Annotated in this window: 21 protein-coding genes; 15 read left to right on the forward strand and 6 right to left on the reverse strand. The window is 38.1% G+C overall.

The annotated features are described in order from the left end of the window. The first annotated feature begins 89 nt into the window (after nucleotides 1-89). The 7 genes from LI954_RS04705 to LI954_RS04735 all read left to right on the forward strand — a co-directional run bounded on the left by LI954_RS04705 (nucleotide 90) and on the right by LI954_RS04735 (nucleotide 11,359). Nucleotides 90-383 carry a WXG100 family type VII secretion target gene (locus tag LI954_RS04705; RefSeq protein ID WP_202068640.1) on the forward strand — a complete coding sequence of 98 codons (294 nt, stop codon included), beginning with the start codon at nucleotides 90-92 and terminating at the stop codon, nucleotides 381-383. A 106-nt stretch (nucleotides 384-489) separates the two neighbouring features. Beyond that, the gene (gene esaA, locus LI954_RS04710; RefSeq protein ID WP_229443830.1) at nucleotides 490-3,867 is read left to right on the forward strand and encodes a type VII secretion protein EsaA; all 3,378 of its coding nucleotides are present in this window, start codon (nucleotides 490-492) and stop codon (nucleotides 3,865-3,867) included. Then, nucleotides 3,864-4,325, forward strand: coding sequence for a hypothetical protein (locus LI954_RS04715; RefSeq protein WP_229443831.1), 462 nt, complete (start codon nucleotides 3,864-3,866; stop codon nucleotides 4,323-4,325). Before esaA ends, LI954_RS04715 begins: the two co-directional genes overlap by 4 nt. 7 nt (nucleotides 4,326-4,332) lie before the next feature. Next, nucleotides 4,333-4,605 carry an EsaB/YukD family protein gene (locus LI954_RS04720; RefSeq protein WP_324254748.1) on the forward strand — a complete coding sequence of 91 codons (273 nt, stop codon included), beginning with the start codon at nucleotides 4,333-4,335 and terminating at the stop codon, nucleotides 4,603-4,605. Beyond that, entirely contained in the window at nucleotides 4,589-5,803 is a 1,215-nt protein-coding gene (gene essB, locus LI954_RS04725; RefSeq protein ID WP_229443833.1) for a type VII secretion protein EssB, read from the forward strand. Before LI954_RS04720 ends, essB begins: the two co-directional genes overlap by 17 nt. A 219-nt stretch (nucleotides 5,804-6,022) precedes the next feature. Next, the gene (essC, locus tag LI954_RS04730; protein ID WP_229443834.1) at nucleotides 6,023-10,267 is read left to right on the forward strand and encodes a type VII secretion protein EssC; all 4,245 of its coding nucleotides are present in this window, start codon (nucleotides 6,023-6,025) and stop codon (nucleotides 10,265-10,267) included. A 267-nt stretch (nucleotides 10,268-10,534) separates the two neighbouring features. Next, the gene (locus LI954_RS04735) at nucleotides 10,535-11,359 is read left to right on the forward strand and encodes an aldo/keto reductase (protein ID WP_229443835.1); all 825 of its coding nucleotides are present in this window, start codon (nucleotides 10,535-10,537) and stop codon (nucleotides 11,357-11,359) included. A gap of 139 nt (nucleotides 11,360-11,498) precedes the next feature. On the opposite strand, the gene LI954_RS04740 is transcribed toward LI954_RS04735, so the two are convergent. Next, nucleotides 11,499-12,221, reverse strand: a complete 723-nt coding sequence (locus tag LI954_RS04740; RefSeq protein ID WP_229443836.1) for a gamma-glutamyl-gamma-aminobutyrate hydrolase family protein — start codon at nucleotides 12,219-12,221, stop codon at nucleotides 11,499-11,501. A gap of 724 nt (nucleotides 12,222-12,945) precedes the next feature. After that, nucleotides 12,946-13,323: a VOC family protein gene (locus LI954_RS04745; RefSeq protein WP_202068653.1), complete on the reverse strand. Its 378-nt coding sequence runs from the start codon at nucleotides 13,321-13,323 to the stop codon at nucleotides 12,946-12,948. Between the two features lie 258 nt (nucleotides 13,324-13,581). Here LI954_RS04745 and LI954_RS04750 point away from each other — a divergent pair, with 258 nt between their 5' ends. Further along, on the forward strand, nucleotides 13,582-14,025 hold the full coding sequence (locus tag LI954_RS04750; protein WP_202068654.1) for an NUDIX hydrolase: 444 nt from the start codon (nucleotides 13,582-13,584) through the stop codon (nucleotides 14,023-14,025). 264 nt (nucleotides 14,026-14,289) lie between these two features. On the opposite strand, the gene yidA is transcribed toward LI954_RS04750, so the two are convergent. Genes yidA through LI954_RS04770 form a run of 4 tightly spaced genes read right to left on the reverse strand, consistent with a single transcriptional unit; the run spans nucleotide 14,290 to nucleotide 17,713 of the window. Next, nucleotides 14,290-15,099, reverse strand: coding sequence for a sugar-phosphatase (gene yidA, locus LI954_RS04755; RefSeq protein ID WP_202068655.1), 810 nt, complete (start codon nucleotides 15,097-15,099; stop codon nucleotides 14,290-14,292). Nucleotides 15,100-15,128: 29 nt separating this feature from the next. After that, the gene (locus LI954_RS04760) at nucleotides 15,129-16,499 is read right to left on the reverse strand and encodes an HD domain-containing protein (RefSeq protein WP_229443837.1); all 1,371 of its coding nucleotides are present in this window, start codon (nucleotides 16,497-16,499) and stop codon (nucleotides 15,129-15,131) included. Next, nucleotides 16,483-17,361: a lipoate--protein ligase family protein gene (locus LI954_RS04765; RefSeq protein WP_229443838.1), complete on the reverse strand. Its 879-nt coding sequence runs from the start codon at nucleotides 17,359-17,361 to the stop codon at nucleotides 16,483-16,485. Before LI954_RS04765 ends, LI954_RS04760 begins: the two co-directional genes overlap by 17 nt. Beyond that, on the reverse strand, nucleotides 17,351-17,713 hold the full coding sequence (locus LI954_RS04770) for a hypothetical protein (protein WP_202068659.1): 363 nt from the start codon (nucleotides 17,711-17,713) through the stop codon (nucleotides 17,351-17,353). Before LI954_RS04770 ends, LI954_RS04765 begins: the two co-directional genes overlap by 11 nt. Nucleotides 17,714-18,091: 378 nt before the next feature. Between LI954_RS04770 and LI954_RS04775 the strand changes: the two genes are divergently transcribed. The 7 genes from LI954_RS04775 to LI954_RS04805 all read left to right on the forward strand — a co-directional run bounded on the left by LI954_RS04775 (nucleotide 18,092) and on the right by LI954_RS04805 (nucleotide 24,058). After that, nucleotides 18,092-19,087, forward strand: coding sequence for a thiamine pyrophosphate-dependent dehydrogenase E1 component subunit alpha (locus LI954_RS04775; protein ID WP_229443839.1), 996 nt, complete (start codon nucleotides 18,092-18,094; stop codon nucleotides 19,085-19,087). Next, nucleotides 19,087-20,079: an alpha-ketoacid dehydrogenase subunit beta gene (locus tag LI954_RS04780; RefSeq protein WP_229443840.1), complete on the forward strand. Its 993-nt coding sequence runs from the start codon at nucleotides 19,087-19,089 to the stop codon at nucleotides 20,077-20,079. Before LI954_RS04775 ends, LI954_RS04780 begins: the two co-directional genes overlap by 1 nt. After that, nucleotides 20,080-21,027 carry a sugar-binding transcriptional regulator gene (locus LI954_RS04785; RefSeq protein ID WP_229443841.1) on the forward strand — a complete coding sequence of 316 codons (948 nt, stop codon included), beginning with the start codon at nucleotides 20,080-20,082 and terminating at the stop codon, nucleotides 21,025-21,027. It abuts the gene before it with no gap. 20 nt (nucleotides 21,028-21,047) lie between these two features. After that, a complete protein-coding gene (locus tag LI954_RS04790) occupies nucleotides 21,048-21,482 on the forward strand; it encodes a DUF1934 domain-containing protein (RefSeq protein WP_202068663.1) in 435 nt (144 codons plus the stop codon). A gap of 75 nt (nucleotides 21,483-21,557) precedes the next feature. Next, nucleotides 21,558-22,187 carry a DNA-directed RNA polymerase subunit delta gene (gene rpoE, locus LI954_RS04795; protein WP_236671945.1) on the forward strand — a complete coding sequence of 210 codons (630 nt, stop codon included), beginning with the start codon at nucleotides 21,558-21,560 and terminating at the stop codon, nucleotides 22,185-22,187. Nucleotides 22,188-22,438: 251 nt separating this feature from the next. Beyond that, nucleotides 22,439-23,197, forward strand: a complete 759-nt coding sequence (locus LI954_RS04800) for an IclR family transcriptional regulator (protein ID WP_202065628.1) — start codon at nucleotides 22,439-22,441, stop codon at nucleotides 23,195-23,197. A 213-nt stretch (nucleotides 23,198-23,410) separates the two neighbouring features. Beyond that, a complete protein-coding gene (locus tag LI954_RS04805; RefSeq protein ID WP_229443842.1) occupies nucleotides 23,411-24,058 on the forward strand; it encodes a bifunctional 4-hydroxy-2-oxoglutarate aldolase/2-dehydro-3-deoxy-phosphogluconate aldolase in 648 nt (215 codons plus the stop codon).

Consider the following 24,058-nt stretch of genomic DNA (forward strand, 5'->3'; position numbering starts at 1 on the left):
GTATATTACTTTTGAGCGTGCCGTTTTTAAAGATGAATTGAAAGGTGAAAGGCATGAAGCATTTAAACTAAAAAATTGGAGGAATGAATGTGGCAGATTTAACGGTAAATTATCAGCGTTTAGAAGAATTATCCGGAGTTTATGGAACAAAGGCAGAAGAAATCAGAGGGATTTTAGATCACTTGACTTCAGCGCATCGTGAGACGATGAATGAATGGAGAGGGGAAGCAGCGCAACAGTTTGATGGACAGTTTATTGAACTGACACCCAAAGTCCAGCAGTTTTCGGAGCTTTTGGATGAAATTGACAGCAGATTGAAAAAGACCGCCAATGTTTATGAAGAAACCGATCGGCAGCTTAAAGGCATGCATGGATTTCAATAGCAGATGACAGCGATGAGTAAATACAATTTGGAAGGTGAATTACTTTAGTGTTTAAACTATAAATCAGCTTGCTGAAAAAGAGAGCAATGACAAAGGAGCAGGAGTGATGATGAATAGAAAGAAACTTATTTACATATTAAAAGCTGTTTGGATATTGCTTGTTCTTCTCATACTGCTGCTGTTTATAAATAAAAAGTTCAGTACTGTTTCATCAAATAATGAAAAGGAGACTGTACGGCTAAATATTGCCTTAGTGAACGAAGATCAGGGAGTAACAAGCAACAATAAGTTGTATCAGCTTGGATCGGACTATGTAAAAAAAGTTGAAAAAGAGACAACACATGATTGGTATACTGTCGCAAGAGGAACTGGCGAGAACGGACTGAAGAACGGTTCTTATCATCTACTGATTATTATCCCAAGTAATTTCTCTGAGAAGCTGCTTGATTTGGATAATCCTTCACCGGAAAAACTACGGCTGAATTATAAAGTCAATGGGGACGGGAACAGTACGTTTGAGAATGAATCAAAACGAATTGGACAGCAGATTGTAAATGAATTAAGCAAGCAATTAGTAGATATGTATGTAGTCAGTATTATTGATAACTTATATACAGCTCAAAAGAATATTGAGAAAGTGTATGGCAGTGAACAAGATCTGGAAGAGGGATTCAAAAAAAACATGTATCTGCCGGCAGCTCATCTTAAAGAGTCTTTTCCACAAATTTCTACTCAGATTGAGGAGACACAGCAGGCAAACCAAATGGTAAAGGATCATTTTACTCATTTAAAAGAAACGGTTGTTTTTTCTGAGGATAATTTTAGTGGGTTCGAAACAGAATTAGAAAAACTTTTGGCTATGCGATCTGAAGGAAAATTGACTTATGAAGATCTTGTTCAGTCATTGATTTCTTTGGATAATACTCTTTTGAGTCAGGAAACAACGGAACTATTTTCCGCAATCAATAAATCGAGTAATTTTTTTTCTGACTTGTTTTTCTCAGCAAAAGAAGATCAGTATTTTTATCAGGCAAAAGCATTAAGTTTCAATTTATCAGAATCCAGGCAGCTTATTCAAGATCAGATTGAACAATTGATCAGGCTTCGTACTGATTTTTTTAACCAGAATAAAAAACAGTTTTACCGAATCTTTGGATATGATGAAGCAGAACAGATGGAAAACGGTCAGAAAATTACATTAGGAGATGTAATAACCAAAAAACGTAAAATTGATTCAGGATCAGAAAGTATAGAAACGGATTCTTTTCTTAATCAAGCTGTAAAAGTAAACAGAAGGCAAATTGAAAAGCTGCAGGAAAGGTTGAATTCATTGCCGATAAGGAACACTGCTGATCATTCAGAATTTCTAAAGATATTTCGATCTAACGATAGGCTGTATGGAAAATCAGAGGAGCAAGAAAAGTGTTTGCTCGATGAAATTGACAGCTTTTTAACTGCAATCCAAGAACAGGTTAATCATATCAATTTGCGAATAGATGAATATAATAAGGGAGAGGGAATATCAGCTGTTGAAAGTACTGGAATAGAGCTGCCCTTATTAGACTGGAGCACTAACAATTCAACAGTTTTGAAAGAACCTGACAGTTATTATAAAAATTTTGAATCTGCATACTATTTACTAGCTGAAGAAAAGGAGAAGCTTTGCAGCAGAACAGCTTCATTTAACATTCATTGGGAAAATAATAAGCGAAGGGCACTGTTACAACTAACTGTTCCTGAATGTGTAGATTTTAAATCGCTCTCAATGAATGGAGAAGGAAGTACGCTTGTTTATGTATCTGGAGATAGATATATCTATGAAGTTGATGAATTTTCTGATAAACGAATCTATACAATTACTTATCGATTAAAAGGAGAAGGAGAGAATCTGGCAGTTACCAATAATTTTTTGATAAGCGTTTCTCAGATGACAGAAGAGATGAACGAGAAAGAGCTGGGAGTGAGCCCATCACCAAATGAAGAAGCTGACACCGATTCTCCTACTTTAAAAGCAGCTAAACCAACTGAACAGGAGTCTGGTAAAGAAATTATTGTTCCGAATCCGAATATCGATCAAATTGACAGGATTCTGGAATGGGCGCTTCCAGTAGATGTTTCTTTATTCTTGACTGAGGATTTCCAGAAAATAGCGAATGCTTATTCAGAGCAGGCTGGAAAGATAAAAGAACTGTATGAACAGGTTGTAGATGAACTTACTGCCTTTGAAACTGAGTCGTTTTTAAATGAGCAATCATATTTAAATATGGACTTAACAGTTTTTTTCAATATAGTTATAGATGAATTATTTGCAAGTAATGGCGGTGATTTTGATAAACAGAATCAGAATCTGCATGAGCTTCTGAGAATAGCTGATTCAATGGCAGAGAAAAGCAGTGACCTACAAATTATGTTGGAAGAAATACAGAAAAATACTGAGAACTTGAATACAATGGTCGGCAGACAGCTGCAAAAACTAAGTGATTGGCAGAAAATGACACAAACTGCTATGGGGGAAAAGGGACCGGCGGATGTAGTCAATGAACAAACAAATTCCAGTATTCCAGCAATTGACGATTCCTTTATGAAGCTTCTCACGAAGTCCGAAGAAGTGAGAGAAGCCTCTCAAAAGATCATTCAGGAGACTTCAGAAATAGAAGGAGCTTTTGATTTGTTTAACAGAGAGATTCAGGAGGCTCAGAAAAACAGTATGAATCTTTCTGCCAATGCAGAAAAGTTTAAACAGGAGATGTCGGGAGCATTTGCTGGCAACCGTGATTTTTTTGAAGAGTTTACGGATGTATTAAACAATGTTTATCAGGAGGGAATGCCTAACAATACGCTGTTGGAATTTATATCAGATCCGGTGTTCGGAAATTTAGAGACAGCTGTTCAAACAAGCTTGACTAATCAATCTTTTGCATGGGTTTTAATCATGTTTACAGTAAGTTTGTTTCTATCCTTTGTTTTTGTATTTCAGCCGCCAGTTCAGAGACTTAAGGTATTTTATTCGAAGCAAAAATGGATTGGTCAAAACATAGTAGATACCCTGTTGCTTTGTGTGAGCTGTCTTATTTTGGGAATCATTTTGACAGCACTGAGTATCAGTGAACTTCAAATTCCAAAAGATTTTCAATTTATTTGGGGAGTAGTGCTGCTAATTTTTTTGACACTCTTTACTTTGATAAATCATTACTTATTAAAACAACTTCACCTTGCAGGCTTTGCTGTAAGTCTCTTTATATTTGTCAGTTATATATTTTCTGTCAGCTCGTTTGGCAATGAGGCTGGTTCTAACTGGATGTTGGATGTATTACAGCGAATAAGTCCTCTTGAGAATGGTCAGGCAGTTCTAAATGACGTTTTATCAGAGAAACTATTGGATAGTGCAAAGTTATTCATCTATGGGGTGGTTCTTTTAGAACTGGTCCTATTCAATATTTTTATTTGGAAACCGCAAAAAAATTTGAAAGAAGAAATAGGATGAAGAAAGCGGCTGTTTGTGTCGGTATTTTGGGTTGTATGTTTTTTGAAATGTCTATCGGGCAGGCCAAAGAAGGGTTTCAGGAAAACAGTTTGAATATAAGAGGGGAACGTTTAACGGAAAACCATACAAATAAGAGTAAAAAACAAAGCAATATCATTCAAGAAGACTTATTTGTACTGGAAACAATGGACGAGCTTAGACAGAGAAAAGAGATGGCTGACAGGGAGATGCGGCAGGAAAAAGCACAATTATTTTTAAAAGAGTTAATAGCTGTTGAAACACCTGATTTAGAACTGTTATTTACTGGGAATGAGCAACTAAAACTAAGGGCATATTCAGAAAAAGGTTCGTCAGACTTGTTTTCTGCCACTTTCGTTCTCCCTGCGATATTTATAGCAGTTAATCTTGGAGGAATTACAGGGGTATTCTTATTTTATGCTAAAAAAAGAGGAGGTTAGTGTGAATATCAGCAACGAACATATAAATATCACACTTTCATATTCAAATAATGAAAAAGCAGGTGTGGATTTGCGAATTCCTGTTACCAGCAGTGTTTATTCTCTAATCAGGGAGGTGAACGAGATATTTAATAAAGATATTTTATTAAAAAAATATCAGCTCAAGGTTTTAAATAAAGGTATTCTTTTGGGAGAAGAAGACAGGCTGAAAGATTACTCTTTAACTGATGGTGACAGGATTGAAATATTGGAGAATGAAGCATATGAAAGAAATGACTAAGAAATGTATGATTACTTTTGAAAATCACAGTTTTAGATTTGCTAAAACAAAAAGTAAATGGCTGCTAAGTATACAGAAATCAGATGTTCGAATACAATCCCGTCAAAAACTGACTTTACTGGAAATTTCTCATCCTCTGCTTTTACCTATGAACTGTCATCAGAAAGAAGAAGCTGTTATAGAAATTTATACTCTTCCGTATGAATACTTAAATTTTGAGGATTTAAAGAAACATTCACATGAAGATAAGTTAAGAGCAATGGTTAATACTGCTTCGATAGAGGAACTGCTCGATTTGCCTCTGACATTTTTTTTGCATCCGGACAATCTTTTATTCAATCATAATCTGATTCCCTCACTAGCATACAGAGGACTAAGGGAAAAGATGCCGCCTTTTATCATCAATAAGAAGAAGCTGCTGCGTCAGTATAAATGCCTGATCCTTGAATTGTTTGAAAAAAATCAGAATTTTTCAACTCTTTATGAAGGACAGCTGGAAATAAAGAATGGAAATTCTTTTATTCAGACAATTATTCAATTGGAAAGTATAGAGGAAATCAGAGCCTATTTAATGGATACTTATCTCCAGACCACAGCATATTCAGAAAGAACGATGTGTAAAGTCAGCAAAGTAAAATTTATGTGGATGAAACGGATGGCATTATGTATGTCCATACTGTCTGTGGTTATGTTGGGTCCGCTTATCTATGGCAGCTTTTTTTACATTCCGTTTCTATATCGGATGCAAGAGGCAGATACTGCATTTTTGAAAGGAAATTATGAAGAAGTAATCACTACTCTTAAAAATGAACAAATAGAAAAAATGCCGTTTACACAAAAGTATGAACTTGCATACAGTTTTATTCAGGGAGAAATTTTGCAGGAAAAACAACGAGCTGTTATTTTAAACAATATTACCTTGCGTTCAGAGGAAGATTATCTAAACTACTGGATTGAAAATGGTCGGGGGAATTATGATGAAGCTCTGGATATTGCAAAAAAACTTGAAGATTCAGATTTAATTCTATTTAGTATTATTCAAAAAATGGAACAGGTGCGAAATGACGGAAGTCTGAAAGGAACAGAAAAGGAGGTATTTATGATGGAGCTGGAGGAAGATTACGTCCGCTATCAAGAAAAGCGCAGCAAAATGATGGATGAAGCAGTAGAAAGTTTTTCTGAGGAGGTGGAGAAATAAATAAGTAAATGGCAGATAATTTTATATTATGGCGAGTTTCGTTATCAGTTATTTTTAGATAAAACACAAACCTACTACTTTTCAGAAGAGGCTGCAGCAACCCTTCATCTTCCATTACCGAAAGAAAACAGCTTTTTTCTTTGTTATAAAAATGGCTGGCAGCTGTCACATAATTTTACAGAACAGGTAATAGAAGTCAATGTTTTCTATACCTTTTCTGTGACTGCAGAACAAAAGCTTACACTGATTGTTACTCCTGCAAAAAAAATACAGATTTTTGATTTACTTGATAAAAAAGAGCTATTGATCAGTAATCAAAAGAATGTCGGATTAACTATTACTGATCATGATTTTTCCGCCCTTCTCAAGAAAATAAACGCCAAGTGGCAGCTGATTCTGATAAGCGGATCAGGTATGTTGAATAATCAATATATGATAAAGAGTGAATATCTTTTGAAAAAAGGAGATGAAATATCTTTTGGCATCCATACATTAAAAATCTTTCACCGGGAGATACATGCAACTTTTGGGACTGTGATTGACACTGAACTATGTGAAATTGATATTTCCCGTTATGAAGAATATACAGAGTATCCTGATTTTCATCGTTCGCCGAGAATTATTTATCGCGGACAGAAAGAGGAAATAACAATAAATTCTCCGAGTGCTCCTCTAAAGGCTCCAAATGACCAGCTGATTAAAACAATCCTTCCACCGATAACTATGCTTGCAGTAACCGGAGTTATGGCATTTTTCCGTTCAAATGTATTCTTCATGATGGCAAGCGGCATTACCACCTTGATGACTGTTGGATTTTCAATTCACAGCTATTTTAAAAACAGAAGAGAGTATAAAAAAGACATGGAAAAACGCGATGAAGGGTACAGTCGCTACTTGACCGATAAAGCTATTACACTGTATCAATTGAATGAGAAACAGAAACTGGGACAGCTTTATCATTTTCCAGATATAATAGAACTGCTGAAAATGGGGCGGTCATATAACGCCCGAATTTATGAAAAGATACCCGGACATTATGATTTTTTGTTTTATCGTCTGGGCTTGGGCAAGATAAGCAGTACGGTCAAACTTACCTATGCTAACAAAGAGCGTCAGGGGGAAACAGATGCTCTTGAACGTCAGGCTTATGAGCTTTATTCGAAGAATCTTAAGCTCGAAAAAATGCCGATTTTATCTAATTTAGTGAAAGCCTCTGTGGGGTACATTGGTCAACGAGAACTGGTATTGGAGCAGCTGCATCTGCTGATACTGCAGCTGTCTTTTTTTCACAGCTATCATGATTTACAGTTTATTATCGTTTTTTCTGAAACAGAAATGGATCAATGGTTCTGGTTGCGCTGGCTTCCGCATATCAAATTACAAGATGCAAATATCAGAGGTTTTGTTTACGATCAGAGAAGCTGTGATCAGGTGATGAACGCTTTAAATCACAGGTTAAAGGATCGGAAGAAGATGGTGGAACAGACTGGGAATAATAAAACTGCTAGCTTATTTACACCTCATTATGTATTGATAATTACAGATGAAAAATTAATTCTGGATCATAGTATTATGGATATCCTAAATGAGGAAACCGGTAAACTAAGCTGTAGTGTCGTCTATGTAAAAAATGAATTAAGCAGTCTGTCTGATTATATAAAAACAATTATTGATATTCGTGATAAAAATACAGGAATTTTGCTGCTTGAAGAGGGGGATTTAAAAGAAATTTCATTTAAGCCGGATCATTTTCCGGAAGAATTTGATTTCGAAGAACTGCCACGGCTGCTGGCACCGCTGAATCATCTGCAAACTATCCAATCAGCGATTCCGGAAACTGTTACTTTTTTTGAGTTGTATGGTGTAAAATCTTTTGAAGAGCTAGGGGTAATTGAGCGCTGGAGGAACCATTCTCCGCATAAAACACTGTCAGTGCCTATAGGAATGCGGGGAAATGAAGAAAAGCTGCTTCTTAATCTTCATGAAAAAGCCCACGGACCACATGGGCTGATTGCTGGAACAACTGGGTCCGGCAAATCTGAGCTGTTGCAGACCTATATTTTAAGTTTAGCAGTCAATTTTCATCCGCATGACCTTGCATTTCTTCTTATTGATTATAAAGGCGGAGGACTGGCAAATCTTTTCAGTAAGCTTCCTCATATGCTTGGAAGTATAACAAATTTGGATGGCTCCCAAAGCAGAAGAGCTTTGATGTCTATCAATGCAGAGTTAAAACGTCGGCAAAAGTTGTTTGCAGAGAATGACGTAAATCACATTAACCAGTATCAGATACTTTATAAAAGAGGTGTCGTCCTAGAACCTCTGCCGCATCTGTTTTTGATTAGTGATGAATTTGCAGAATTAAAGTCAGAGCAGCCTGAATTTATGAGTGAGCTGATTTCTGTCTCACGTATCGGGCGCTCCCTGGGAATTCATTTGATTCTGGCAACACAAAAGCCTTCTGGGGTAGTTAACGATCAAATATGGAGTAATTCCAATGCCAAACTCTGTTTAAAGGTTGCGGATCGATCAGACAGTATGGAAATGCTGAAGACTCCTGATGCATCAGAACTTGTTCAGCCGGGTCGGGCTTATTTGCAGGTTGGGAACAATGAAATTTATGAGCTGTTTCAAAGTGCATGGAGCGGAGCTGGTTATCAGCCGGAAAAAAAGAAGCAGCAAGATGATGACCATAGAATCTACCGAATCAATGAGCTGGGACAATACGAGCTGTTGAACAGAGATTTAAGCGGTCTGGAAAAATTTGAACATATAAATCGAAATCCTACACAGCTGGAAATAATTATTGAAGGAATCTGCACTATTACTAAGGTCAAAAAGATTCAGGAGATTCCAAGACCATGGCTTCCTCCGCTAAAGAAGAGATTGTCAGTCAATGAACTGCATCCCGCAGATTTTAAACATTTATGGCTAACTGAAAAGCAAAAATTAGAACCTGTCCTAGGTGTTGTTGATTTACCTGGAAAACAAAGGCAGAAATTGTTGAAGATTAATCTAACAGAAGAGGGACACATGGTTGTCTACAGCAGTCCGGGATATGGGAAAAGCACCTTGCTGCAGACGGTGGTTATGGATTTGGCTCGCACACATAATCCTGAGCATCTAACCTTTTATCTTCTGGATTTTGGAACAAATGGATTGCTGCCTTTGAAAAACCTTCCTCATGTTGCTGAAATAATGGAATGTGATGAGAATGAGAAGATCCTCAAGTTTATGAAAAGAATCAATGGTGAATTAAAAAAAAGAAAAGTATTGCTAAAAGAATATACAGCTGCCAGTCTTGAAATATATGAGGCAGCAAGCGGCAAGGTTGAGCCGACTATCTTGATAGTAATCGATAATTTTGAAGGTGTGAAAGGATCGGATTTTGAGGGGGAATTTGAGATGATGCTTAATCAGACTGCTCGTGAAGGTGCGGCAGTCGGCATTCATCTACTTCTTTCTGCCGGACGTCAAAATTCGCTGCGTATGTCGTTGTCAGGAAATATCAAAGTTCAGATCCCCTTACATCTGATTGATGATTTTGAAGCAAAGTCAATTGTTGGAAGAACAAGTATTGCGATAGAGGACCTCCCTGGAAGAGGGTTAATCAAAATGGAAGAACCAGAATTATTCCAAACAGCTTTGCCTGCTTCAGGAGAAGACACATTGAAACTCATTGAAGCAATTCAAAAGGAAGTCAATGCCATGAATACTTACTGGATGGGAAAACGACCCAAACCTATTCCTATGGTCCCCATGCTTCTCAGCTTTGACAGCTTTAAAGAAATGAAAGCTGTTCAGCAAATGGTGTGCCAAGGACTTCTTCCACTAGGCTTAGACTTTGAACAGGTTGAACCTGTAACTTTTGAGTTAAATCGTCAATTGAATCTTGCATTAATCGGTGACTCGCCCAAACCACTTCTGACATTAAAATGTTCAATGTTATTGTCTGTGGAACTGCTGACCGGTCAAGTTAATACTGTTGTTATCGATTCCGGAAAGATTAGTACAGGAAAGAATTTATCCGTTCATTCGTACAGGGATCAACCTGCAGAATTTATCGAATTTAAAGAAGAATTGTTGTGTGAAGTGAGAAGGAGAGAGCAGGCTGGATGTCACGGGCAGAAACCTTGGCTAATCTATATTACAGAGATGGAAAAGTTTGAACAGACAGTTCACCTGACAGAAGATGAGCTGAAAAAAATATTGTTGTCAGCTGAGCAGACAGGCATCCATCTCATTATTGCCGGAGATCATCGATATATGGCTAAAACACGAGTCGGGCTTCCCAGATACTATCGGCAATTAATTCAAACTGCTGTTTTTGCTATGAAAATCTCGGATCAGGAATTTGCGGGAAAATCTTATATATCCAAAGAACCAGAACTGGCGGAATCCAGCGGCTATTACTATACAGAAAAAGAGTTTATCAAGATTAAATTCGTACAGGAGATCAGCTGAAGCAGACATATGGAAGATGATCCAGATACAGAAAGACTTTGAATGGAAGGTTACAGTATATGGTGTCCCTATATTTTTTGTTTGAATTGATTTTACGAAAATTTGATACAGATTCGCCATCAGCTTTATTCTGCTGAATTTGATCAACTGCTGCTTATCAAAAAGGTCTGATTTTCTTTGTTTTATAGACCAAATTTTTTTTTAATCAGTCTGTTTTTGGCGTATAATGAAAGAAGTATTGGATTTAAAGAAAGGTGGAGTAATATTATGACGTTCGAGAAGACAAAGAAGTTAGCAAATGGATCGGTCATTCCTCGTTTAGGTTTAGGTGTCTGGCGTGTTCAGGATGGACAAGAGGTCATTGACTCTGTGAAATGGGCGCTGGAAACAGGCTATCGATTGATTGATACGGCAGCTGTGTATAAGAATGAAGAAGGAGTAGGAGAAGGCATACGATTGTCTGGTATTCCCAGAGAAGAAATTTTTGTGACAACCAAACTGTGGAATGAAGATCAGGGCTATGAATCCACGATGAAAGCTTTTGACGAAAGTTTAAATAAGCTGGGATTGGACTATGTTGATCTGTACCTGATTCATTGGCCGGTGAAGGATAAATATAAAGAATCTTGGAGAGCAATGGAGGAGATTTATGAAAGCGGACGGGCAAAGGCTATAGGGTTGTCTAATTTTCATAAGCATCATGTTGAAGATATTTTGGCAGATGCGAAAGTCAGACCTGTGGTGGATCAAATTGAACTTCACCCTACACTTAGTCAGGCACCTCTAAGAGAATATTTAAAAAAAGAAAATATCGCAGTTGAAGCATGGTCTCCGTTGGGACAAGGAAAAAGTTTGGAAAATCCTGTTTTAGTTGAAATGGGTAAGAAATATGGAAAATCAGCTGCTCAGGTAATTATTCGCTGGCATCTGCAAAATGACATTATTGTTATTCCTAAATCTGTTCATGAAGAACGAATCAGAGAAAACTTTGATGTGTTTGATTTCGAACTTAGTCAGGAAGATTTAAAAGTAATTGATGACTTGGATATGAATGAACGTCTAGGTGCTGACCCTGATAACTTCAATTTTTAATCTAGAAATTGGCAAGAATGTCTATTCCAGATTTACCATAAATTATTGAAATGACCTCAACGGGTATTACAAGCAATAATATACAAAGAAAGACGACAGCCTGAAAAAATTACTTGGGACTGTCGTTTTTGTTTTGATGTTATAGCTGATTAACAAAGTAATCGAATAATGCACATTCTCTTTCATCTTTGTCAAAATTTAATTCGGGATGCCATTGTACAGCAAGAAGACGCTGTTCCGGATTTTTGGCTTCTACTCCTTCAATAATTCCGTCTGTCGAGTAGGCAGTGGGAATAAGTTCAGGCGACAGATCGCGAACAGCCTGATGATGATAGGAATTTACCCGTTTCTTTTCTCCTAGGATATTCTGCAAAATACTGCCTTTTTCTGTAACAATAGAATGTGTGGCAAATTCAGGTGTTGTTGGCTGTTGAACATGTTTAACCTTCCAGTCTTTGTATTCAGAAAGATCCTGATACAAAGTTCCTTTTAAAGCCACGTTCAATAATTGCATCCCGCGACATACTGCAAAAATTGGTTTTTTCTGTTTCATTGCTTCAGTGATCAGTGCCAGTTCGAAAATATCACGATTCCTATTAGTTTCTTCCAGTTTTGGTTGAGGCTCTTCACCATAAAGATCAGGTGATACATCCTGTCCGCCTGCTAAAAGCAGCTTGTCTATTTGATTAATATACGTTTTAGCCAAAGCTGAAGCTCCAATAGGCAAAATGAAGGGGATTCCCCCAGTTTTCTGTATGCCATTCACAAAGCCCTGCGGAGTATATGAAACCTGATTGCCATGAAAGAATTCTGTAGGATGAATTAATTGATTTCCGGCGATGCCGATAATAGGTTTGACCATAACTTGTCTCCTTTATTCTTTTATTTTTCTGACTGTAACGTAGTTTCTGTCTGAAAACTTTAGTGGCGAGTCTTTTCGAAAAAATAAATATAGGCTAGTTCTGTTTAAAGAAGAAATGTTACTATATTCTTTAACTTGTCATATTGTTACCATGATTCATCCCCCAGAAGCTAATACTTTAATAAATTACTTAGGAAAATAGGGGGTTATTATCAGCTTTCAACAAATAACTAATTGAAGCTCCTGTTTTTGACGAAATAGCATAGGCAATTTGGGAATAGTTAGCTGAAAATTTTCTTTTTTTATTTCTGGAGGGACGAATCATATCATTCTGCTAAATGAATGTTTACTATAGAAAATTTTTGTATCTATGAGTTTCACTACACTACACTACACTTCGTTTCGATCTCATCAATTTCTAAACGGCAAAGCCATTAAGAATTGAAGGACCTTGTTTGATTCTCGATAGTTTTCAGACAGGTCATAGTTATGCGGAAACAAGATATAAAGATTAACATCAGCTTCCTTTGGTGTTCAACTGTATGTTTACTTCAAGTAAACCAGTTTAAAATTTCTTTTTCTATTTTATCACTTTTAGCAGGAAAGGCTATTAAAGTGTTTTAACGTATTGAAAAAAAGAATCCAGATCTGAAGAAGCATCCCGGATTCCTTTTCAGAATAATCCATAAGAGAAAGACTGTTATATTTTCTCCGCTGTTCAATTTTAATATTTTGTACGAATTACTTCTACTTTGTAACCATCTGGATCTGTTATGAAGTAGTAAGAAGGCGGTGTTCCAGGAAGTCCTTTCATGTCTGTTACATTAAATTCAGCATCTTTATGTTTGCTGTGAAGAGCTTCAATATCATCTGTGCTGATTGCAATATGACCATAGCCGTTTCCAAGATCATATGCTTCATGATCATAATTATAGGTTAGTTCAAGCTCATATTCATCTCCTGGAAGAGTTAAATAGACTAAGGTGAATTTATTTTCAGGAAAATCCCGTCTGCGGCTTTCTTCAAAACCAAATGCCTTCTGATAAAATTCCAGAGAAGCTTCCAAATCTTTTACACGGACGCAAGTGTGTGCCATTTTCATCTGTGAATCATCCTTTCAAATTAAAAATATCAAATAAATAGTGTTTCCTTTTTAATACTAGCACAGAGCGTATAAAAAGATAAGTTTTTGCTTGTTCATTAAAAATTTCTAATGTAGAATTAAAAGGATTAACAGGCTTTCGAAAGTTCTGGATGAACTAGATGGCGAAGGAATGAGAATCAGAATAATTATGTGAAGTCAGTTGGTTCATCTATTTAGTCAATCAGCTGAGGTCAAAAAATTCAAGGAGTTGCTTTTATGGAAATTCCCACTTTTGGAGAAAAATCAAACCAGAGGGATTATAAAAAAAGGTTGGGTGCGTATATTGTTGTAACAAGAAATAATCAGCAGGAGATGGTATTAATTCAAGCACCAAACGGGGCATACTTTCTGCCTGGTGGAGAAATAGAAAAGGGGGAAACAAAGGAACAGGCAATTGATCGGGAAATGCTGGAAGAATTGGGTATTGAAGTAGTCATTGGTGCGTACCTGGGACAGGCAGATGAATATTTTCATTCACGTCATAGAGAGACAGATTATCATAATCCTGGCTATTTTTTTATTGCTTCGGAATGGACACAAGTCAGTGAGCCTCTTGAGAAATGTAATGGTATTCAATGGGTGATGATTGATGAGGGGATTGAACTTTTGAAAAGAGGAAGTCATAAATGGGCAGTCCGCAAATGGCAAAACAGCTTATAAAGTCGTGATTCAGCTTTTGTAAATAGGCAGGAAAAAAGCTGCAAAATTTTCAGATTTTAAACAGTATAAAGTATGAGGATTTTTTTAGAAGAGAAACAGATAAATCAGAGCTTTTTTCTATATTCAAAATATTGAGTTTGAATGTTCATTATGAATAACAGTACTGCTGCTTTTTTAAAGAGGAAGTTGTGACAAAGCTGCTCCATGCGACGAGTAATCGCAGGAGCAAGCTTTGTCACAACTTTCTTTTCTTGAATTAAAAAGTCAGTTCAAATATTTAAATAAAACTTCAGCCACACCATCTTCATCATTTGAAGAAGTATGCACATCCGCAGCATTTTTAACATTTTCAGTTGCATTGCCCATAGCTACGCCAATACCTGCTTTTTCAATCATGGACAAATCATTTTCATTGTCACCAATCGCCATGGTTTCTTCAATCGGAATATTTAAATGAGCAGCCAGTTTTTCAAGGGCATTTCCTTTGCTGGCTTCTTTATTTAAAATCTCATAGTAAAATTCTGTACTTTTAACAGTTGTGTATTTCTCCTTTAAGCTGCTCGGCAGCTGACTGATAGAATGATCTAAAATCTTAGGTTCATCGATCATCATCATTTTAATCACGTTAATATCTGGCGTGATTTCTTCCACTGAACGATATTTCAGCGGCATATCCACCAGATAAGCTTCATGAACTGTATATTTGCCAATATCACGATTAAAAGTATAAATGTTCTGCTCATCACTCATGTGTAAATGGCTGCCGACCTTTCTGGCTTCCAGCTCAATTTCAAGGAAATCAGTGTAGGACAGCGTATATTTTGAAATCACTTCTTTGGATTTTGTTGCCTGCACCAAAGAGCCGTTATAGGTAATCACATAATCATTGTCCCGATAAAGATTCAGCTCCTCCAACAGGCTTTTCACACCCGGCAACGGTCTGCCGGTACATAATACAATAAATACACCCTGTTTGTTGGCCTTTTGCACAGCTTCTTTTACCCGGGCAGTGATATTTCTGTTGGAATCCAGTAATGTTCCGTCGATGTCGATTGCTACTAGCTTAATTGTCATGTTTTCCTCCTGCAGTGTCTATTAAAAAATTAAACTTTATTGTCAATAATTGCGCCATTATGAATAAATGACTGAAATTCATGGTAGGTTTCTTCAAATAAATCCAAATGCTGATCTTTTGCTGGTTGAAGCATTTCTTTAGGGAAGTAAAAGCGTCGATCTCCTTGGCCCTGACCGGCAAGCGCAGCAACTAGTTGGCTGACTTTCGAAAGCTCTACCAGTGTTCCGTCTTTTTGAATGATTTCAATTTGTGTCCGGTGACTGTTTTTTTCCGGGCGATAGAAGTCATACGGTAAATCATAGCTGGAATTAATTGCTGTATAATATTTTGGATTATAACCAACTTTTTCTATCAGCATTTTTAAGTGCTCGATTATCAGCGGATCTGTTTCGTTCGAGAATTTGGCTGATTTTAAAGGCTTGCGCATTAAAAAGCGTTTTGTCAAATCGGTCAGTACAGAGTCGCCTAGTTCACTCCATTGTGTAAAGTAGGTAGTCAGAACACCATCATCCAGTTTTAGATATTCCTGTAGTGTGTAATCTCCTTTGAAAAAGGGGACCAGCAGTTGTGAGTGCAGAAGATAGTCGTCAGGCTGCTCTTCATACAGACTTTTAGCCCGATGGAGCAGATGATCTAAAATAACTTCCATTCCTCTGGAAACTGGATGGAAATAGACTTGAACATACATTTGGTAACGACTGACAATGTAATCTTCTACTGCGTGCATGCCGTTCATTGTAAAGGCCAAACCGCCTTTATATGGTCGGATAACACGTAGAATTCTGGTCAAATCAAAAGTGCCGTATTCTGTACCGGTAAAATAAGCATCTCTCAGCAGGTAATCCATCCGATCTGCATCGATCTGACTGGAAATCATTTGGACTACCTGAGGATTTCTGTATTCCTTGGTAATCACGCTGGCAACCTTCTGAGGAAAGTCAGCTGAAACCTGATTGAGGATTTGAAAGACGTCAGTTTCCGGAGAAGTGATTATTTCCACAGTAATCTTTTCGTGATCTGTTTGAAAGATATGTTCAAATGTATGTGAATAAGGTCCATGACCCACATCATGCAGCAAAGCGGCACACAGGGCTACCAAACGTTCCTCATCATTCCAGCCATCTTCTCCAATCTGTTCAACAGAATAATTCCGTTGAAAAATATCACAGATTCTTCTGGTTATTTCATAAACGCCCAGTGAATGAGAAAAACGGCTGTGTTCTGCGCCGTGAAAGGTCAGGGAAGAGGTACCCAGCTGTTTGATTCGTCGAAGTCTTTGAAATTCTGCAGAATTAATCAGGTCTAAAATCACCTGATGTTGGACATGAATGTAATTATGGACAGGGTCCCGAAAGACTTTTTCAATAGGCAGTAACTGATTTTTATAAGAAATGGTCATGCAGTTCCTCCTCCAGCTGCTGATTGCGCTGAATCATTTTTTTCAGCTGTTTTTTATAGTCTGTCTGAATTTCAGACAGCTGCATTAAACTGTTTATCTTTTTTTCCTCAACCAGCATTTGATTTTCTTCTTGAAAGACATGCAGCAGCCTTTCCTTTACACTATCGATTGCCAAAGGTTTCTTCAGCAGATTGCCAAGATTTTCCATTACTGCTGGTTCAACCGGCGGAAAACCATTCTCTCCGAAGCCTTCCTTTAATCCATGTTGATAAAATCGTCGGACTGCTTCTCCTCTGGATTGTTGATTGCCGTTAATGCTTAGGTAAGCCATTACGGCAACGCCGTCTTTTATTCGTCGTTGTGCGATGCCCGCAAATTTTTTCCCGGCGATACTTAAATCAAATGTACCAGGGCAGTAGGAATTGGAAATTTCATAGGCCTCAATTGTTTTCCCGCTGGTTTCAAAGGCTGAATGAATCCATTCTCTAAAAAAATGATAGGCATTGTCAATTGAGAGTTTATGTTCTGCTGACTGCGGCAGAATGAGAGAGACATTCAGTATGCCCTTATCAGCGATTACACCTAAGCCTCCTGAGTTGCGAATAATCGGTTTATAGCCATCTGCTTTCAGCGATGCAATCCCATCAGAGAAATAAGGAACACGAGTGTCTTTCATGCCCAAAATCATCGTTTGGTCCAACTGCCAGAAATGCAGGATCGGCTGTTTATGAATACCTGAAAAAATCGTCAGGGTATCTGTCAGCGCAAAAGGAGAAAGAACTTCCGCTTTGGAAAGGGTACCTTGATCGATTATAAAAGCTTCTTGGTTTGAAAGGAGTGTTTTTAAAAGGCTATTCTTCATCTGCTTCTTCATCCTGTTTTGCTTTTGAGACATAGTTTTTTACTTCTTTATTCATCTGCGAATATTCATTTGAAAACCGAACAGGTTTGCTGAGCAGCCTCATCGGCATCGAAGACAGGAATTTGCTGAAATCTTTCCGTGCTTCTTCGGTTAAGCGTCCAGGCTTGGACATCATGCGCTCATAGAGATAATGATGGAATTCTTTCATTGCATCTACATCGATACTCATTTTATTATGGCATTCCTCACATTCAATACTTGAAATTATTTCGTTCATATATTGAATGTCGTGGAGTGTTTCCTTCTGGCAATGCATACAAAAAAGCATTGCTTCTTCATCGTGAAACAACATTGTCTTCACCTCCCTTATATATTATAAACCATTTATGGCTAAAATTATGTAGTAAAAGTATAAAGAAAAATTTATTTTTAAATGAATAAAGGAACAAACGTGCTGATTGACTTGCAACGAAGCAAGGAAAAAGATAGAATGTTTACATATGATTTGATGGTGAACAAATGTAAAGGCGGAAGATGGCAGAGATTGATAAATTAGATTGGTTAAATGATAGGCACGTTTATGGCAGGCGGTCTGTGGTCATATTTTTATGAAGGAAGAAAACTGCCTGTTCAGTTATGCAATTATTTTGCAGTCAAATCAGCTGCTGTTAAACTAAATGCTTTTATTTAGAATTAAGATGAACCCAAATGCAGATAAAAGGAGAAACGCATGATTGATCAGAAGAAAGCAGAAAAATCTGCCAGCTTTGCACTAAACAGCTACCGGACAATGTGGGAAATAAGATTGTTTGAAGAAGCTGTACAGGACTTATTTGACGATGGAAAAATGTACGGTACAATGCATCTTTGTATCGGGCAGGAAGCAACGGCGGCTGGCGGAGCGGGTGTATTGAACAAGACAGATTGGGTACTCTCCACTCACAGAAATCACGGGCATGCGATTGCCAAAGGAACGGACCGCAGAGCAATGCTGGCAGAAATTCTTGGAAAACAGACAGGAACTAACCGGGGGAAAGGCGGCAGTATGCATATTGCAGATTTAACTGTTGGAAATTTGGGCTCAAATGGTATTGTCGGCGGCAATTTTCCGATTGCTGCGGGTGCGGCTTTAACAGCTAAAATGAATCAGACAGAGCAGGTAGTTCTTTGTTATGGCGGTGATGGTGCAACGAATGAAGGAAGTTTTCATGAAGCGTTGAATCTGGCTTCTATTTGGGCTCTTCCGGTTGTTTATCTGATTGAAAATAATCAGTACGGCATGAGCAGCGCCATTCAACAAATGGTGAATGTCAAAAAGCTTTCTGATCGGGCTGAAAGCTATGGAATAGAGGGGCTGACAATTGATGGAAATGATGTGTTTGCTGTTCAAAGAGCAGTAGAAATATCCGTTGAAAAAGCACGGAAAGGCGGCGGTCCAACCCTGATCGAAGCTATTACTTACCGTTATAAAGGTCATTCGAAATCAGATAAGCTCGTTTATCGTTCGAAAGAAGAATGTCAGTACTGGATGGAAAATCACGATCCAATTTTAAAGCTTGAGCAACGATTAGCGGAAGAATTTTCAATATCAAATGCGCAGCTGGCTGAGATCAGAACAGCTGTTCAGCAGGAAACAAAAGAAATGGTTCGATCTGTTTTAAATGATCCTGAGCCTGAATTGAAAGAACTGTGGCAGGATGTTTATCAGGAAGGAGTGAAGCAATAATGCGGACGATTACTTATTTGGAAGCATTAAATGAAGCTCTGGGAGAAGCGTTAAGTGCTGATTCAAAAGTCTTTCTGTTAGGCGAGGACATCGGTTTGTATGGCGGCGGTTTTGGTGTGACGAAAGGTCTTCAGGAAAAGTATGGTTCTGAACGCGTAAGGGAGACACCCATCTCTGAAAGTGCCATTGCAGGTGCGGCTGTAGGAGCGGCTATGACAGGGATGAGACCGATTATGGAGCTGCAGTTTTCAGACTTTATCACAGTGGCGATGGATCAGCTGGTGAATCAGGCAGCTAAAATTCATTATATGTATGGTGGGAAAGCCAGTGTACCAATGGTTATGAGAACGGCAGGAGGATCAGGAACCGGAGCTGCTGCACAGCACTCGCAAAGTCTGGAAAACTGGATGACCCATATTCCCGGACTGAAGGTTATTCAACCTTCCAACGCCTATGATGCGAAAGGCCTGCTGCATGCTGCAATTGAAGACGATAACCCGGTGATGTTTTATGAACATAAATTACTTTATAAAACAGAAGCGTCTGTACCGGAAGGAAAGTATGTTTTGCCTTTGGGGGTTGCAGATATTAAACGGGAAGGAACGGATGTAACAGTTGTTGCAACAGGGATTATGGTTGAAAAAACACTGAGAGCTGCAGAGGAGCTCGGTAAGTCAGGAATTAGTGTAGAGGTGATTGATCCAAGAACACTGGTTCCTTTAGATAAAGAGACGCTGCTGAATTCTATTGACAAAACCCGTCGTGCAGTAGTGGTAACGGAAGCTGTTAAAAACAGCGGCTTTAGCGCTGAGCTGACAGCAGTTATTGCCGAGTCTGCGGTCAGCAGAAAACTTTTGCATCCGGTTGTTCGTTTAGGCGGAGAATTTGTCCCGATGCCTGCACAGCAATTACTTGAAAAACGTGCGATTCCACAAAAAGAAACAATCATAGCGTGTATTAAAGAGTTGATGAATGAAAGTGATGAGGAATAGATGAAAATCAGTGAAGACCGAAGAAAAATGATGAAAATAGTCACTCTTTATTATGATAATGGGCTGACACAGGCAGAGATTGCCCGAAAAATGAAAATCTCCCGACCAGTCATTTCGAAAATTCTTCAACAGGCTAAGGAAGAAGGGATTGTGAAGGTCTCAATTCAGGATGAGTCCGCCCATACCGTAAAGCTGAGTCTGGCTCTGGAGGAAAGGTATCAGCTGGACGAAGTAATCATCGTTTCAGACAATGATCACGCACCGGATATAAAGATAAGACAAAAAGTCAGTGAGGCAGCAGCTGATTATTTGAGCAGTATTTTAGTGTCGTCGATGTCAATTGGATTATCATGGGGAACAACATTGGCAGATATGATTGATGCGCTGCCGTTTTATTCGTTCCCATCAATTAATGTTTGTCCGCTTGTCGGAGGAGTCTCCGGTGAGCATCTTTATTTTGACACCAATCATCTGGCTTTTCGTTTGTCTGAAAAATTAAACAGTCAATGCCAATATGCCTATATTCCTGCATTGGCAGAAAGTGCTGAACTGGCAGATGTATTAAACCAAAGTCAGTTGATGCACACCATCCTGATGTCTGCAAAAAAAGTGGATCTGGCAATTATAGGTGTAGGCAATCCGGTGAAACGGTCAACCTGGAATGACTTGGGATATTTCGGAAAAGAAGAAATGGAGACCATAAAAAAAGATCAGGTTAAAGGGGATGCAGTGGCCTCCTTATTTGACAAAAATGGTCAAACAGTTAACAATACTATTAGCAGCCGTATGCTGGGGATTAAAGTAGAAGATTTGGTCAATATTCCGCAGGTCATGGTGATTGGCAGCGGAAGGGAAAAAGCAGAGAGCATTCACCCGTTGCTGATGGGGAACAGCTGCTCTATTTTAGTGACAAATCAGACTGCAGCTGAAGCATTACTGGCGATGTAAAGGTAAAGGAGATTGTTTTGATGGATTTAACACAGGGAACAACTATTTCTATTCAATTGAAGACAGAAGTAAAACAAGCTGGTGAAACGAAAGATTTCTTTTTTGACCTGACTGGGCAAATCGTTAAAATAGGAGATACATTGTATATTCGCTATAAAGAAGTTCAGGATGGCGGGGAGGAAACACCGGTTACCATAAAAGTGGAGCCGGATGGAAAAGTTCAGTTGATTCGTTCGGGAGAATTACGGATGCGATTGAAATTCGGTTATCAGGAAAGACTGGAAACTACCTATCGAACGCCTTATGGTTTATTCGAAATTGCTACATTTACCCATAATGTTCGATTCAGTTTGAAAGATCAGCCGGTCTCCGGTTCAATTATTATTGACTATGATCTTTATTCTCAAAGTGAAAAAGTGGGAGAATATCATTTAGAGTTGGAATTTACTGCGTAATTCTTAAAGAATCAATTGCTTTTTTTTACATGTTTTTGTATGATAAAGTGTAGACTGTGAAAGGACGTGTACCGCTTGGAAATTAATGTATTTGAAGGATTAAATAAGAACGAACTATCCATGATTGAAGTTGCTCACGCAATTTTGGAACAAAAAGGAGATGTCATGGATTTTTCAGACTTAGTTAACCAAATCCAGAACTATCTTGAAAAGTCTGACAGTGAAATTCGTGATTCTTTAGCACAATTTTACACTGACTTGAATATTGATGGCAGTTTTATCTCTCTGGGCGATAACCGCTGGGGCCTTCGTTCATGGTATCCAATCGATTCAATCGATGAGGAAGTAACACATGGCTTGGATGAAGATGAAGAAGACAAACCACGTCGTAGAAAACGTAAAAAAGTGAATGCATTCATTATGGATACAAATGATGAAGATGTAATTGATTATAACGATGATGATCCGGAAGATGCAGAATTGACTGCTGATGACATCGATTTATATGAGGATGAAGACGACGACGATGAAGAAATTAAAGCGTACAACAGCGACCTTCAGGAAATTGGGGCAGATGAAGATACTGATGATGACTTATCCGGTATTGAAGAAGATCTGACAATTATTGACGATGAAGATGTAGACAGCGACTTTGATGATGAAGACGAAGAGGAGTATATCGGCGGGGCTGAAGAAAAAAACTAATCTGTCTTTAAAATAGGATAGGAAATGGCTTGGAAGGAATATTTTTCCAGGCTGTTTCTTTTTTTTACAGAAATAAAAGTTATTCTACTGCAGCTCTAAAAAGTATGCTGGATTTTAAATAGTGAAGAACTCTACCGAATTTACTGTAAGAAGTTTCTCAACAAAAGAATTATAAATTTTTACCAACAAAAAAAGTAGTTGCTTTTTCTCATTTGTACTATATAATTTCCTATATAGAAAGGGTGAGACGGATGTCAGAGTCAAAACCATATGGAACAGTACTTATTAAAGCAGCAAAAATTATGGATTTTTTAGCTGAGGAGTCGAATAAATCGTTGCAGGAAATTACTGCTGGGACGGGGATGACGGCTTCAACTACAATTAAAATATTGGATACCTTGGCTTTAATTGGCTATGTAAAAAAAAGTGAAGACAAAACGTATCGATTGGGTTCAAAGCTGATCCGCTATGCCAATCAGCGTCTTGAACAGCTGGATCTTGCAGAAATTACGCTGCCCTATCTGGAAAAGCTGCAGCAGACAATTGATGAAACCATTCATTTGGGGATTTTAAACGATAATGAAATTCTCTATATTAATAAATTGGAAGCCAAGCATCAGACGATTCGTATGTCTTCAAAAATTGGCATTACACGACCTTTGTACAGCTCAGCAATGGGTAAAGCTGTTTTAGCTGCATTTTCGCAGGAAGAAGTTGACCAGTATCTGGCTGAACACGTATTGGTACCGCACACTGAACATACGATAACCAATCCTTTGCGGCTGGAAAAAGAACTGGAAGAGATACGTCGTGCAGGAATTGCATTTGACGATGAAGAAGTGGAGCTGGATATCTTTTGCGTCGGAGCCTCATTGGAAAAAGAAGAAAAAGCTATTGGTGCATTCAGTGTCAGTATGCCTAAATATCGTTTGAATGAAGAGAAAAAGCAGCTGATTATACAGGCGATTCTTCAAACAAAAAGAGAGCTGGAACAGATTTTAAATAAATGAAAAGTAAATGTTTGACTAGCTGATTTGACAGAAGGATGTTGAATCAGCTTTTTCTGCTATTCATGGAAAGCTTTTACAAGGTCTACAATAAAAGCAGAAAGAATAGAATTTTCTTTCTTAAACCGTTTGCAATTTCTATTTTTACATGTATAATGAAATTATAAATTTCCTATAAATAAAATAAAATTTCCAAATAAGAAAAGAGTGATTTTTTTGAAAAAAGTTAATATTCTTCAGCGATTGAAAAAGGCCGGGGTGATTGCAGTAGTTCGGGGGAAAACAAAAGAAGAAGCATTGCAGGCCAGTAATGCGATTGTAAAAGGCGGCATGCATGGGCTTGAATTAACCTTCACTGTTCCGCAGGCAGAGGAAGTAATCAGAGAATTGGCAGAAACTTATCAGGATTCACCAGAAGTGGTGGTTGGTGCCGGAACGGTTTTGGATGCGGTGACTGCACGTCTGGCAATTATGGCAGGAGCCGATTATATCGTCAGTCCGACTTTTGATCAGGAGACTGCAGAACTTTGCAACTTATATCAAATTCCTTACTTACCAGGCTGTATGACAATCACAGAGATGAAACAGGCGTTGAAGAGCGGAGTGGATATCATTAAGCTGTTCCCGGGAAGTGCTTATGGACCAAGTATTGTTTCTGCATTTAAAGCACCAATGCCGCAGCTGAATATTATGCCGACAGGCGGAGTCAGTCTGGAAAATATGGAAGATTGGTTTAAAGCAGGAGTAATCACTGTAGGGGTTGGCGGTAATTTACTTGCACCGGCAGCAACTGGAGACTTTGAAAAAGTAACGGAAATAGCCGCACAATATATGGCAAAGTTCCGTGAAATAAAAGAAGGTTAG

It is taken from the genome of Enterococcus sp. CWB-B31 (genome assembly GCF_020567645.1).
Lineage (GTDB): Bacteria > Bacillota > Bacilli > Lactobacillales > Enterococcaceae > Enterococcus_L.

Bases quoted from the DNA above. Each gene is read 5' to 3' on its own strand.
- LI954_RS04775 (WP_229443839.1), top strand. From the start codon at position 18,092: ATGATTGATCAGAAGAAAGCAGAAAAATCTGCCAGCTTTGCACTAAAC.
- yidA (WP_202068655.1), bottom strand. From the start codon at position 15,099: ATGACAATTAAGCTAGTAGCAATCGACATCGACGGAACATTACTGGAT.
- LI954_RS04765 (WP_229443838.1), bottom strand. From the start codon at position 17,361: ATGAAGAATAGCCTTTTAAAAACACTCCTTTCAAACCAAGAAGCTTTT.
- LI954_RS04790 (WP_202068663.1), top strand. From the start codon at position 21,048: ATGGATTTAACACAGGGAACAACTATTTCTATTCAATTGAAGACAGAA.
- LI954_RS04745 (WP_202068653.1), bottom strand. From the start codon at position 13,323: ATGAAAATGGCACACACTTGCGTCCGTGTAAAAGATTTGGAAGCTTCT.
- LI954_RS04785 (WP_229443841.1), top strand. From the start codon at position 20,080: ATGAAAATCAGTGAAGACCGAAGAAAAATGATGAAAATAGTCACTCTT.
- LI954_RS04715 (WP_229443831.1), top strand. From the start codon at position 3,864: ATGAAGAAAGCGGCTGTTTGTGTCGGTATTTTGGGTTGTATGTTTTTT.
- LI954_RS04760 (WP_229443837.1), bottom strand. From the start codon at position 16,499: ATGACCATTTCTTATAAAAATCAGTTACTGCCTATTGAAAAAGTCTTT.
- LI954_RS04750 (WP_202068654.1), top strand. From the start codon at position 13,582: ATGGAAATTCCCACTTTTGGAGAAAAATCAAACCAGAGGGATTATAAA.
- LI954_RS04740 (WP_229443836.1), bottom strand. From the start codon at position 12,221: ATGGTCAAACCTATTATCGGCATCGCCGGAAATCAATTAATTCATCCT.
- LI954_RS04780 (WP_229443840.1), top strand. From the start codon at position 19,087: ATGCGGACGATTACTTATTTGGAAGCATTAAATGAAGCTCTGGGAGAA.
- LI954_RS04800 (WP_202065628.1), top strand. From the start codon at position 22,439: ATGTCAGAGTCAAAACCATATGGAACAGTACTTATTAAAGCAGCAAAA.
- esaA (WP_229443830.1), top strand. From the start codon at position 490: ATGATGAATAGAAAGAAACTTATTTACATATTAAAAGCTGTTTGGATA.
- essB (WP_229443833.1), top strand. From the start codon at position 4,589: ATGAAAGAAATGACTAAGAAATGTATGATTACTTTTGAAAATCACAGT.
- LI954_RS04770 (WP_202068659.1), bottom strand. From the start codon at position 17,713: ATGTTGTTTCACGATGAAGAAGCAATGCTTTTTTGTATGCATTGCCAG.
- LI954_RS04735 (WP_229443835.1), top strand. From the start codon at position 10,535: ATGACGTTCGAGAAGACAAAGAAGTTAGCAAATGGATCGGTCATTCCT.